The sequence below is a fragment of the Pseudomonas idahonensis genome (genome assembly GCF_037903935.1).
GTDB lineage: Bacteria > Pseudomonadota > Gammaproteobacteria > Pseudomonadales > Pseudomonadaceae > Aquipseudomonas > Aquipseudomonas danubii.
This window is the reverse complement of record NZ_CP149586.1, coordinates 5,862,842-5,874,979: the sequence shown is the minus strand read 5'-3', so window position 1 is coordinate 5,874,979 and position 12,138 is coordinate 5,862,842. Positions and strand designations below refer to the sequence as shown.

At 59.9% G+C, this 12,138-nt stretch carries 9 protein-coding genes; 4 read left to right on the top strand and 5 right to left on the bottom strand.

The window, feature by feature from the left end; genetic code table 11:
* Window positions 1–136: 136 nt before the first annotated feature.
* Window positions 137–1,801 carry an energy-dependent translational throttle protein EttA gene (gene ettA / locus WIN67_RS26565; protein WP_092309880.1) on the top strand — a complete coding sequence of 555 codons (1,665 nt, stop codon included), beginning with the start codon at window positions 137–139 and terminating at the stop codon, window positions 1,799–1,801.
* Window positions 1,802–2,123: 322 nt separating this feature from the next.
* Window positions 2,124–3,461, top strand: coding sequence for an NADP-specific glutamate dehydrogenase (gdhA, locus tag WIN67_RS26560; protein WP_339070259.1), 1,338 nt, complete (start codon window positions 2,124–2,126; stop codon window positions 3,459–3,461).
* Between the two features lie 6 nt (window positions 3,462–3,467).
* Here the strand turns inward: gdhA and WIN67_RS26555 are convergent, their stop codons facing one another.
* The 4 genes from WIN67_RS26555 to WIN67_RS26540 all read right to left on the bottom strand — a co-directional run bounded on the left by WIN67_RS26555 (window position 3,468) and on the right by WIN67_RS26540 (window position 6,922).
* Window positions 3,468–3,959, bottom strand: a complete 492-nt coding sequence (locus WIN67_RS26555) for a GreA/GreB family elongation factor (RefSeq protein ID WP_102882266.1) — start codon at window positions 3,957–3,959, stop codon at window positions 3,468–3,470.
* A 72-nt stretch (window positions 3,960–4,031) separates the two neighbouring features.
* Window positions 4,032–4,388, bottom strand: coding sequence for a hypothetical protein (locus WIN67_RS26550; protein ID WP_273924262.1), 357 nt, complete (start codon window positions 4,386–4,388; stop codon window positions 4,032–4,034).
* Window positions 4,389–4,487: 99 nt separating this feature from the next.
* Window positions 4,488–6,341, bottom strand: a complete 1,854-nt coding sequence (locus WIN67_RS26545; RefSeq protein WP_102865438.1) for a DUF4105 domain-containing protein — start codon at window positions 6,339–6,341, stop codon at window positions 4,488–4,490.
* A 92-nt stretch (window positions 6,342–6,433) separates the two neighbouring features.
* Window positions 6,434–6,922: a DUF3015 domain-containing protein gene (locus WIN67_RS26540; RefSeq protein ID WP_011063564.1), complete on the bottom strand. Its 489-nt coding sequence runs from the start codon at window positions 6,920–6,922 to the stop codon at window positions 6,434–6,436.
* Between the two features lie 276 nt (window positions 6,923–7,198).
* On the opposite strand from WIN67_RS26540, the gene WIN67_RS26535 reads away from it, so the two are divergent.
* A complete protein-coding gene (locus WIN67_RS26535; RefSeq protein WP_102865439.1) occupies window positions 7,199–9,637 on the top strand; it encodes a Lon protease family protein in 2,439 nt (812 codons plus the stop codon).
* Window positions 9,638–9,850: 213 nt separating this feature from the next.
* A complete protein-coding gene (locus tag WIN67_RS26530) occupies window positions 9,851–10,192 on the top strand; it encodes a hypothetical protein (protein ID WP_102865440.1) in 342 nt (113 codons plus the stop codon).
* A 3-nt stretch (window positions 10,193–10,195) separates the two neighbouring features.
* Here the strand turns inward: WIN67_RS26530 and WIN67_RS26525 are convergent, their stop codons facing one another.
* Window positions 10,196–12,025, bottom strand: coding sequence for a hypothetical protein (locus WIN67_RS26525; protein WP_339070258.1), 1,830 nt, complete (start codon window positions 12,023–12,025; stop codon window positions 10,196–10,198).
* Between the last annotated feature and the right edge of the window lie 113 nt (window positions 12,026–12,138).

The window sequence follows — 12,138 nt, the reverse complement described above, 5'->3', positions numbered from 1 at the left end:
ACGCGGGAGCGTTCCAGCTCCAAACAATCAGGCTTTTTCCGCCCGTCGGTATTGATCATGGTCAATGCCGGTGCCGCGCATGGCCTGGCCCGGGCCCGGCCCGTTCTATTCATCTGTCACTGACGCTAGGTTCACCATGGCTCAATACGTCTTCACCATGCATCGGCTGGGCAAAGTTGTTCCGCCGAAGCGGGAAATCCTGAAAAACATCTCCCTGTCTTTTTTCCCTGGCGCCAAGATCGGCGTACTGGGCCTCAACGGTTCGGGTAAGTCCACGCTGCTGAAAATCATGGCCGGCGTCGATACCGAGTTCGAAGGTGAAGCCCGTCCGATGCCGGACCTGAACATCGGCTACCTGCCTCAGGAACCACAACTGGATCCAACCAAGACTGTGCGTGAAGTGGTCGAGGAAGCGGTGAGCGTGATCAAGGACGCCCAGGCACGTCTGGACGAAGTCTACGCCGCCTACGCCGAGCCGGATGCCGATTTCGACAAGCTGGCCGCCGAGCAGGCCAAGCTGGAAGCCATCCTGCAAGCCAGCGACGGTCATAACCTGGAGCGCCAGCTGGAAGTGGCCGCCGACGCCCTGCGCTTGCCGGCCTGGGACGCCAAGGTCGAGCACCTGTCCGGTGGTGAAAAGCGTCGTGTGGCCCTGTGCCGCCTGCTGCTCTCCGCCCCCGACATGCTGCTGCTCGACGAGCCAACCAACCACCTGGATGCCGATTCCGTGGCCTGGCTGGAACACTTCCTCCACGACTTCCCAGGCACCGTGGTCGCGATTACGCACGACCGTTACTTCCTGGACAACGTTGCCGGTTGGATTCTCGAACTCGACCGCGGCGCCGGTATTCCTTACGAGGGCAACTATTCGGGTTGGCTGGAAGCCAAGTCCGCGCGTCTGGCCCAGGAATCCAAGCAGCAGTCGGCCCATGAAAAGGCCATGAAGGAAGAGCTGGAGTGGGTGCGCAAAGGCGCCAAGGCCCGCCAGTCGAAATCCAAGGCTCGTCTGCAACGCTTCGAGGAAATGCAGTCCCAGGAATTCCAGAAGCGCAGCGAAACCAACGAGATCTATATCCCGGCCGGTCCGCGCCTGGGTGACAAGGTCATCGAGTTCAAGAACGTCACCAAGGGCTACGGCGATCGCGTGCTGATCGACAACCTGTCGTTCTCCATGCCCAAAGGCGCCATTGTCGGCGTGATCGGTGGTAACGGTGCCGGTAAATCGACCCTGTTCCGCATGCTCATGGGCAAGGAAACCCCGGATTCGGGCAGCATCGAGATCGGTGAAACCGTGCAGCTTGCCTGCGTGGATCAGAGCCGTGAGGACCTGGACGGCAGCAAGACCGTGTTCCAGCAGATTTCCGACGGTTCCGACCAGATCCGCATTGGTAACTACGAGATCCCGTCGCGTACCTACGTCGGTCGCTTCAACTTCAAGGGTGGCGACCAGCAGAAGTTCGTCAAGGACCTGTCCGGTGGTGAGCGTGGCCGTCTGCACCTGGCCCTGACCCTGAAAGAGGGCGGCAACGTCCTGCTGCTCGACGAACCGTCCAACGACCTCGACGTCGAAACCTTGCGTTCCCTGGAAGAGGCCCTGCTGGACTTCCCGGGCGCCGCCATCGTGATTTCCCACGATCGGTGGTTCCTGGACCGGGTGGCCACTCACATCCTGGCGTACGAAGACGATTCGCAAGCGGTGTTCTTCGAAGGCAACTACACCGAGTACGAAGCCGATCGCAAGAAGCGCCTGGGCGAAGCCGCAGCGCAACCGCACCGTGTGCGGCACAAGAAGCTGGCCTGATCGGCTCGCTGCTTGAAACAAACGGAGCCTTCGGGCTCCGTTTTTTTTGTTCGCCGGTAAGCCGGCGCCTACAAAAATACTGCCGTTGCGGTAGGCGTTGGCTGACCGGCGAAGGGTTTTCTGCGACTCCCCAAAAACGTGCAGGCCATGCAATTTGTGCCACCAAATCCGTGCACAAAATCCCTGAAAATCGTCGTCATTTATATCTAATGCACCATTTAAATTCATATCTGCGACATTTTGCGCTGTCGCGGTGCGAGTTGAATTGATAAAGTCCCGGGCAAATCTCCCCTTAACGACAATAAATTTGCCGAGACTTCCCATGATCGAATCCGTCGAAGATTTCCTCGCCCGCCTGAAAAAGCGCGATCCGGACCAACCTGAGTTTCATCAGGCGGTGGAAGAGGTCCTGCGCAGCCTTTGGCCATTTCTGGAGGCCAATCCGCACTATCTGAGCTCCGGTATTCTCGAGCGAATCTGCGAACCGGAACGCACTGTGGTGTTTCGCGTGTCCTGGGTCGACGATCAGGGCAAGGTCCGGGTCAATCGCGGTTTCCGCATCCAGATGAACAGCGCCATCGGTCCCTACAAGGGCGGCTTGCGCTTCCATCCGTCGGTCAATATGGGCGTGCTGAAATTCCTCGCCTTCGAGCAGACCTTCAAGAACTCCCTGACGTCCCTGCCCATGGGCGGCGGCAAGGGTGGCTCCGACTTCAATCCCAAAGGCAAGAGCGATGCTGAAGTGATGCGCTTCTGCCAAGCCTTCATGACCGAGCTGTACCGGCATATTGGTGCCGATGTGGACGTGCCGGCGGGAGACATTGGTGTGGGGGGCCGGGAAATCGGTTTCCTTTTCGGTCAGTACAAGCGCTTGAGCAACCAGTTCACCTCAGTTTTTACGGGCAAGGGCATCAGCTACGGCGGCAGTCTTATCCGCCCGGAGGCCACGGGGTTCGGTTGTGTGTACTTCGCCGAAGAAATGCTCAAGCGTCGTGGTGCCCGGGTTGAAGGTCAGCGAGTGGCGATTTCCGGTTCCGGTAACGTGGCGCAATACGCGGCCCGCAAGGTCATGGACTTGGGCGGCAAGGTGATCTCCCTGTCGGACTCCGAAGGCACCCTGTACTGCGAGTCCGGCCTGAGCGAAGAACAATGGCTGGCGGTGCTGGAACTGAAGAACGTCAAGCGTGGACGCATCAGCGAACTGGCGACTCAATTCGGCCTGGAGTTCCGCGCCGGGAAAACCCCATGGGACTTGCCCTGCAATATCGCCCTGCCATGCGCCACACAGAACGAACTGGATGCCGAGGCTGCGCGTACCCTGCTGCGCAACGGCTGCATCTGCGTCGCCGAAGGCGCCAACATGCCGACCACTCTGGAGGCTGTGGATATCTTTATCGAGGCCGACATCCTGTTCGCCCCGGGCAAGGCATCCAATGCCGGCGGAGTGGCTGTGAGCGGGCTGGAAATGTCGCAGAACGCCATGCGCCTGCTCTGGACTGCCGGTGAAGTGGACAGCAAGCTGCACGCCATCATGCAGTCGATCCACCATGCCTGCGTGCACTACGGCGAAGAGAACGGTCGGATCAACTACGTCAAAGGGGCGAACATCGCCGGCTTCGTCAAGGTTGCCGATGCCATGCTGGCCCAGGGCGTGGTCTGAGCCGTCTCAGGCCAGTTCGATTCGGATGATTTCGATCAACTGATCCCCAGCCGGCCGTTGCCACAGGACTTCGTCACCGGGTTGTGCCCCCATCAGGGCACGGCCCAGGGGCGAGGCCCAATTGATCAGGCCTCTGGCGGCATCGGCCTGATCCTCACCGACCAATTGCACGCTCTGTTGCTGATCCTGTTCATCGGCGAAGGTCACGCGGCTGCCGATCTGCACCTTGTCGCAGGTGCTCGCATTGACCACCTGGGCGCTGTGCAGGCGTGACGAGAAATAGCGCAGGTCCCGTTCCAGTTCCGCCACCTGCTGTTGGTCTGCGGCGTCCCCCAAGTCGGTTTGTGCCGAGTGCTGGCTGTGCAGTTCTGCCACCTTGGCCTGCAACTCGGCAAAACCCAGGGGCGTGACGTAGTTGGGCAGGGTGCTGATCTGACGTTCCACGGGTTGCTCGACCTGGGCTGCGGCCAGATCTTCATTGACGAAAGCGCGGCTCATGGTTGTTCTCCTTAAAGGGAGCGATGGACCATGGTTGCAGGCTTTTGACCCGGGCGGTTAGCTGAAAACGACTTATTGCGAGCGATAAGTCCGAGCCGCGTCACGGTCCTTCTCCTGCTGCCAGGCACGTTCCCGTTCGTCCCAGTGACGTTCCCGGTACTCATTGCGGTCCTGGTTCTCCAGCATGCCCTGGCACTGGCGGAAACCATCGCTCCAGCCCTCGGCATACTGCGGGTCCTTGAGGTAGCGCGGAACGTCCTTGCGATACTCACCGCTGATCGATCCTGCTACCTGACGGCCGCTGACGCAGCCAGCGTCGAAGCCGTCGACAAAGGCCGGCGGATAGCCTTGCTTGAGCAAATACTCGTGGTTCGACTCACAACCACCGATCAGTGCCAGTGCCAGCACTGCCCAACCATAACGCCACATCGAGTCACTCCCAGGCTTCACCTGAGTGAAGTCTAGAAGGGCGATTGTCGGCGACGCGTGAAAACCTTGTCGCTGGCAACTTGAGGCTTGCAGCTGTTCTTAATAGTGATACCACTTGAGTTCGAGCATGACTTCGTTGACCGGGCTAGCCAATTGGCTGAACTCGCGCTGCGCGCTCAGGCGCAGGCCCAGGTTGCGGGACAGTTCCCATTGCTGGTTGAGGCTCAGGCTGCGGCGGACTTCGCCGTTGGTGAAGTAGTCGCCCTTGGCTTCGAGGCTGAAGTTGCCCAGTGGGTTCTTCCACAGCAGCCCGGAGTTGAAGCCTGCCGCCGGGGCGATGAACCCGGCGAAGTCGGCGTTGTGTTCTACCCGCACGGTACCCAGGACAAAACCCAGGGTGTCCTCGCCCAACTGCCAGGTACCGCCGGCGCCGCCGTTGACGTGGCTGACCAGGGTTTCATCGTCGTGCTTGCCAGGCACCCGCTCCAGGCCGCCAGTGACCTGCCAGGACCAGGGTTGCAGCAGCTCGTTGCGTGGAGTCAGGGAGCGGATGGTCGCCAGGTCCAGTTGTTGCAACTGCCAGCGGTTGCCTTCGTACTGGCGTAGTTTCATCTGCAGGATTTCGATCTGCGCCCCTAATGGGAAACCCTCGGCGTTGTCATTGAGGTCGTGGTAGGCCATGCGCAGGCCGTATTCGGCAAAGGCCTTGTCGTCCCGGGTTCCGAGCCCCAGTTGCCAGGTACGGGACTGGTGACCATCTTCCGGCAGGCCAGGGCGTTCGATCTGCAGTTCCGGCGCGGGGTTCTGGTTGATTGCCCGCAACAGTTCGAAGCTGCGCTGGGAACGCTCGGTATCGCGCTCCAGCCCGTTGGCCCGGTAACGCTCAAGACGGTAGGCAGCGTCGACGATCAAGGCCTGGCGAGCCCGCGGCAGGGCCTTGAACTCGGCACCCTGCAGTTGTTTCTGATCGGCGCTGACCTTGAGTACCCATTGCTGTTCGTCGTGGCTCAGGGGCTGGGCGCGGCTGAGCAGCTCCCGCTCCCGGGACGGGCGATAGTCGATGCGCTCCACCAGTCCGGCGTCCTTGACCGCCTTCACCGTGTCGGTGGGAATGGCGGTCAAGGGGAATTGTCCGGTCAGGCGTAGGCTGGGCCTGGCGACTTGTAGCAACTCCAGCAGGCGGTAGGAGCAGTTCTCATCGAAGAAGAAGTAGTCGAACTTGATCTGCTTGAGCTCCCAGACGTGCTCCACCATGCGCTCGGTTTCAACTGGCGTCAGGTTCAGGCGGTACTCCCACAGGTCGCGGTTTTCCAGGCTGCGGTACTCCGAAAGCTTCTCCTGGTAGGGCACCAGGGCAAACAGTCCGGGGTAGCCGCCCATCAGGCCTTTCCACGCGTAGAGGATGCTGTTGTCCGAACCTTCGATATAGGCACCGAAGTTGATCGCGTAGCTGAGCAGGGCCGTGTTGTTGCTTTGTACGTCGGCCTGGTCGATGCGTAGCAAGGTATGGCCGAACATCGAGGAGGGGCTGTTGAGGTAGGCCGCAGGGAAAATCATCACGGTACTGTGGGGCGAGACATCCTTGAACCATTGTTTGAATTCTGTGCACTCGACTTGGGGCAAGTCATTCAGCCCCAGTTGTGCCTTGAGCCAGCGGGTGCGGGACGGATAGACGCACTGCGCATGCCGGTCACCGGCGTCGGGGGCAGCGTAGAGGGCGTTCAGCGTCGCGCTCAGCTCGGCGTCAGGATGGTGGGCGCCATCGGTTGCGAGGAAGAACTTCGGATCACTGACATAACTGCGCCAGCCGCCCAGCTTGGCGGTTTCATAGTGTCCGATGGAAATCCAGAACGGGTCATTGGCCAGTTGCTGCAAACGTTGGGGATCGATGTGGGGCGCGGCATACAGCGGGGCGCAGACAAAGAGCGCCAGGTAGGCAAGGCGTTTGAGCATGGTGGGCAACTTAAGTCGGAAATACAAAGACCCAAGATGGGCAAGGTCAAGAAGACAAAACCCGCTCCCCGGGGGGAGCGGGCGGGTCGAGCTTAAGCTGGAGTGGCGTATTTCGCCAGGCGCGCATCGTTCTTCAACACGGCCAGGGTATTGGTGTGCACATCTTCCGCGGTCACGTCAGCCTTGCTGAAGATCTGTTGGAAGTGTTCGTGGGTGACCGCAGCAAAGTGCGCACGGTCTTCAGGGGCGACACCGAGTACCACGGCGTAGGTGGTCAAGGCTTCGCCTTGGCCCTTGGCCATGTCTTCGGAGAGCTCGTTCATCATGCCGTTCATGGCGAACCAGGATTTACCACCGTAAGTCAGTGATGCATTGGTGGAGCAGCCGTTGGTGCCGGAAGTCATGCCGAAGGTCGCGTTACCGGAGGTGCCGTTGGTGGTGGAAGCCAGGAAGTGCGCTGGAGTACCACGCTGACCTTCGAACAGCATGTTGCCCCAGCCGCAATCCGGACCGCCTGGCGCCTGAGCCATGGCGTTGAGGGATACAGCGGTGAAAAGAGTACCGAGAAGAATCCGTTTCATAGCGTTGTTCTCTTTGTGTGCATACCAATGGACAGGGAGACTGGCGCTGATTGGCGCCAGTGGGCCGGTTATCTATCCAGCCGCGCAGTTTGGAGTTTAGGCAGGTTCCATGGGTTCCGTAGATTTTTACAAAACAATGCCTGAAATAGCTGGTTTTACATGGGGCGGGTAGCTGTATCCGCCTTGTCTATGCTTTCCCCTGAGGCGCGCCTTGCCAGCCGGGCATACCCGGCGCCAGAATGCCGCCATCTGCCCCGCCTGATGTAAGGAAGCCCGATGCCTGATCCTGTTGCTGCCAGCCTGCGTCTTGCGCCTGAAGCGCTGACCCGTCCTTTCTCTGCTGAACAGTTCAGCTTCTCGACCACCAATGATTTGGAGCCCTTTCGCGGTGTGCTTGGCCAGGAACGTGCGGTCGAAGCCTTGCAGTTCGGCGTGGCCATGCCACGCCCCGGTTACAACGTGTTTGTCATGGGGGAACCCGGCACGGGGCGCTTTTCTTTCGTAAAGCGTTACCTGAAGGCTGAAGGCAAGCGCCTGCAGACCCCGTCTGACTGGGTCTATGTCAACAATTTTGACGAGCCCCGGGAGCCTCGGGCGCTGGAACTGCCGGCCGGTGCCGCGGGCAGTTTCATCAGCGACATCAACGGTTTGATCGATAACCTGCTGGCGACGTTCCCAGCGGTTTTCGAGCATCCGTCCTATCAGCAGAAGAAGAGCGCCATCGACCGCGCTTTCAACCAGCGTTACGACCGCGCCCTGGACGTGATCGAGCGCCTGGCCCTGGAAAAGGACGTGGCGCTGTACCGCGACAGCAGCAATATCGCCTTTACCCCGATGCTCGATGGCAAGGCCCTGGACGAAGCCGAGTTCGCCCAACTGCCGGAGGCTGATCGCGAGCGTTTCCACGAGGATATTTCCGCTCTGGAAGAGCGCCTTAATGAAGAGCTGGCGAGCTTGCCGCAGTGGAAGCGCGAGTCGAGCAACCAGTTGCGTCAGCTCAATGAAGAAACCATCACCCTGGCCCTGCAGCCGTTGTTGGCGCCACTGTCCGAGAAGTACGCGGAAAACGCTGCGGTCTGCGGTTACTTGCAAGCCATGCAGGTCTATCTGTTGAAGACCGTGGTCGAGCAACTGGTGGACGACAGCAAGACCGATGCGGTGGCACGCAAGCTGTTGGAAGAGCAGTACTGCCCAAGCCTGGTGGTGGGCCACCCGGCCAGTGGCGGCGCGCCGGTGGTGTTCGAGCCGCATCCGACCTACGACAACCTGTTCGGCCGGATCGAGTACAGCACCGACCAGGGTGCGCTCTACACCACGTACCGGCAGTTGCGTCCCGGTGCACTGCATCGAGCCAATGGTGGTTTCCTGATTCTGGAAGCCGAGAAGATGCTCAGCGAACCCTTTGTCTGGGACGCCCTGAAGCGTGCCCTGCAATCGCGCAAGCTGAAGATGGAATCGCCTCTGGGCGAGATGGGGCGTCTGGCTACCGTGACCCTGACGCCGCAGATGATTCCGCTGCAGGTCAAAGTCATCATCATTGGTGCTCGTCAGTTGTATTACACGCTGCAGGACCTGGATCCGGACTTCCAGGAAATGTTCCGGGTACTGGTGGACTTCGACGAAGACATCCCGATGGTGGATGAAAGCCTGGAGCAGTTTGCCCAGTTGCTGAAAACCCGCACCTCGGAGGAGGGCATGGCCCCGCTGACCGCTGATGCGGTGGCGCGCCTGGCCACCTACAGCGCGCGTCTGGCGGAGCACCAGGGGCGTCTGTCGGCGCGGATCGGCGACCTGTTCCAATTGGTCAGCGAGGCCGACTTTATCCGCCACCTGGCTTCCGACGAAATGACTGACGCTGGACATATCGAAAGGGCGCTGAAGGCCAAGGCGACGCGTACCGGTCGGGTATCGGCACGGATTCTCGATGACATGCTCGCCGGCATCATTCTCATCGACACTGATGGTGCGGCCGTGGGCAAGTGCAACGGCCTGACGGTACTGGAGGTGGGGGATTCGGCGTTCGGCGTGCCAGCGCGGATTTCCGCCACGGTCTACCCCGGTGGCAGTGGCATCGTCGACATCGAGCGCGAGGTCAATCTTGGCCAGCCCATCCACTCCAAGGGGGTGATGATCCTGACCGGTTACCTGGGCAGTCGCTATGCCCAGGAGTTCCCCCTGGCGATTTCCGCGAGCATTGCCCTGGAGCAGTCCTACGGCTACGTGGATGGCGACAGTGCTTCGCTGGGGGAGGCCTGCACGTTGATTTCGGCGTTGTCGAAAACTCCACTCAAACAGTGTTTCGCCATCACCGGCTCGATCAACCAGTTCGGCGAGGTGCAGGCTGTGGGCGGAGTCAACGAGAAGATCGAAGGCTTCTTCCGCCTGTGCGAAGCCCGCGGCTTGACGGGAGAGCAGGGTGCGATCATTCCTCAGGCCAACGTGGCCACTTTGATGCTCGATGAGAAGGTGCTGCAGGCCGTACGTGCTGGACAGTTCCATGTGTATGCGGTGCGTCAGGCTGATGAAGCCCTGAGCCTGCTGGTGGGCGAGCCGGCTGGTGAACCGGATGCCGAAGGTCAGTTCCCCGAAGGCAGCGTCAACGCGCGGGTGGTGGAGCGCCTGCGGGTCATTGCCGAGATGATCAGCGAAGAAGACCTGAAAGAAGCGGAAAAGGAACTGGCGCAAGAGGCGCTGACAGAGGCCAAGCCGGCGTGACATTGGCCGCTGGCGAGGGCTTTGTCCCTCGCCAGCGGCGTCAGTGGGCTGACGCCAATTTCTCAAAATAGACCATTCGGCGCCTGTTGGATCGGTCAACTTTGTTTATCAGGCTTTTCTTCTATTCTCAGGGCAAGGAGAACGACAGTCGTCGCTGGATCGAAACAGTCCTCTACTGAAGGCTGAACAGTGGTTCTACCGAGGGTCGCCGCCATGTCGCGCAACCTTTGCCTCACCCGCCAATGCCTTGGCTTGGTCACCCGTATCGAATGCAGCGTCCGCCCACTGGCGGGGGACAACGGTATGTGGACCCTTCTCTTCGCCGCCGGAATGGCGGGTGAACAACCCTCAGCGATCAAGTCCCAAGGCCCGTTCTGTGGGCCTGTGGTGGCGGAGTCCATCCTTGATTCGATTGTTGAAAGCCTGACCACCCATGGCTATCAGCTGGCCGATGATCCACAGATCTGGTGCCTGCATCTGCAGGCCCAGTTACGTCAGATCAATGGTGAGCGGGGACGTCATGCCGGTGATTTCCAGTTCCATCCCGAACACTGACCCCTAGGGGGCCGGGGGCGCCGACTCGGCTTTGTCGAGCTTGACCTCAAAGCCGTATTGCACAGTGTCGAGTGTGCTGCGGGTGTAGCTTTCCAACTGGCTGGGCTCGCCGTAGAAGTAGTGCACATCGAATAACGCCGTACCGTCGGCCGAGGCACTGTGGCTGCTTGCAAGAATCTCCTTCAGGTATTGGCCGCTGGCGTCCTTGGCAAAGAAGCGCCAGGCGTCTGCAGGAAAGAGTTTCTGGTCGACGATCAAGGCGTTGCCCCTGAGTTCTAGGCCTTTGGGCAGCTGTTGAGCGTTGATGCTGCTCTTCTCGATGGTGGCCAGGAACAGAGGAATGGAGCCTACGGCGTAGGCGGGGGTTTCCGGGAAAAGGTTGAGGTCGTAGGTGATGACGCCCCGCAATGGGTCGATGTCGAAGGCCTCGTCCGGCAGTTCGATCGGTTCACCCCGTTGGCCCTTCTCGTTCTGGGTGAAGAAAGTCAGCGGGGTATCGTTGGTGCTGAACTCTGAGCCCAGCAACTCATCATTGAAGGTCCGCGGGTGGCTGAACTCGATGCGCGCTGCGCTGGCATCTTCCACCGACTGGCTGATGGTCACGGATTTTTTCAGTGACTCTTCGTCCAGCTGTGCGCCCTTGAGGTAGTGGGGGGCTTGATCGTCATAGACCACCACCGGCATTGGCAGCGGTTGGATGTTCCTGTCGGTGGTATTGCTGTCGAAGCGATGTACCGGCAGGTCCAGGTCCTTGCGCGTGACGCTGGCCTGGGAGAAATCCAGTACCGCGACTTCCAGCCGATCCACCAGGCCATTGAAATACACCTTGGCGTAATGATTGGTGTGTTGCTGGTCGAAGGCCTTTTGCTCGTCCTCCAGTTGTTTCTCGAATGCCTCGCTCCACGCCTTCTGCTTTTGCATCTCGGCCAATTGCTGTTGGTAGAAGGCGATCTGTTGGGCACTTTCGTTGATCGAGCCTGCGCGAGACAGAATCTGCCCCTTGCTGTTACGGGCCTGGGCCAGCAAGGGATTGAGGGAGGCATCATTGGCTTCTTCGGGCAGGGGGGCGCTATTGCTCAGCTCGATCTCGGCAACGTTCCTGTCCAGCGTCAACAGAGTCAGGCGGATATTGCCGTCCTGACGCGGTTTACCGATGTCGGCCTTGGTCAGTTCAAAAGCGAGCACCCGACCTGGGGCTATCACCTCCAGCTTGCCTTGCAGGGAAACCGGCTGCGGCTGATTCTTGTTGTCCACCTCCAGGCCCTCGATAAAGGGGTAGGTGATGGTCAAGTCATCCGGATTGGTCAGGTTGGAGCTGGAGGGGCTGAGCTGGATGCCCGGATCGGTCTCCGACCATTCGGCTTGGAAGGGAATGACTTTTTTGTTGCTGAGGGTGACCGACTGCCATTCCAGCCCGTGGGGAAACGGGAACTGTGTGGGCATGTTGAAGCTGAAGGGGAAGACGGGCTGCAGATCGGTCAGGTAGTCGGAATTGGAGGATTTGCGCAGTACGAACAGGCCGTTGACGTAGGTGTCCACCAAGGCTTGGGCAGTGGGATAGTGCTTGAGCAGGGCCAGGCTGTCGTCGCCGTATTCGGTTTCCAGCGGCTTGCTGTCAAGTTTGAGCTGTGCTCGTTCCAGCAGCAGGAGGGAGCCACCAAGATTGGCAATGGCGTCCTTGAGCTTCGGATCCTGGATGGCGTCCAGCGACTGTTCAAACTGTACGGTTTTCTCTTCGAGGCTCGCCTGTTTCTTTTCGTCGCTGGGGGAACAGCCGCTGATCAGCAGCGCCAGACCAAGGCCGACACTGGCCAAAGGCAATCGCACATCCATTTCCAGTCTTCCTGTCCAATGTCGGTGAGCGTGAGCAATGGCTTCGACACTAGCAGAAAATACGCCCGGAAAAACCCGTGGATCAGGTGATTGTCTGTGGTTTATGGGGGTTT

What these genes read in the sequence shown, in the direction of transcription:
- ettA (WP_092309880.1), top strand. Translation starts at nt 137, where the DNA reads ATGGCTCAATACGTCTTCACCATGCATCGGCTGGGCAAAGTTGTTCCG.
- gdhA (WP_339070259.1), top strand. Translation starts at nt 2,124, where the DNA reads ATGATCGAATCCGTCGAAGATTTCCTCGCCCGCCTGAAAAAGCGCGAT.
- WIN67_RS26555 (WP_102882266.1), bottom strand. Translation starts at nt 3,959, where the DNA reads ATGAGCCGCGCTTTCGTCAATGAAGATCTGGCCGCAGCCCAGGTCGAG.
- WIN67_RS26550 (WP_273924262.1), bottom strand. Translation starts at nt 4,388, where the DNA reads ATGTGGCGTTATGGTTGGGCAGTGCTGGCACTGGCACTGATCGGTGGT.
- WIN67_RS26545 (WP_102865438.1), bottom strand. Translation starts at nt 6,341, where the DNA reads ATGCTCAAACGCCTTGCCTACCTGGCGCTCTTTGTCTGCGCCCCGCTG.
- WIN67_RS26540 (WP_011063564.1), bottom strand. Translation starts at nt 6,922, where the DNA reads ATGAAACGGATTCTTCTCGGTACTCTTTTCACCGCTGTATCCCTCAAC.
- WIN67_RS26535 (WP_102865439.1), top strand. Translation starts at nt 7,199, where the DNA reads ATGCCTGATCCTGTTGCTGCCAGCCTGCGTCTTGCGCCTGAAGCGCTG.
- WIN67_RS26530 (WP_102865440.1), top strand. Translation starts at nt 9,851, where the DNA reads ATGTCGCGCAACCTTTGCCTCACCCGCCAATGCCTTGGCTTGGTCACC.
- WIN67_RS26525 (WP_339070258.1), bottom strand. Translation starts at nt 12,025, where the DNA reads ATGGATGTGCGATTGCCTTTGGCCAGTGTCGGCCTTGGTCTGGCGCTG.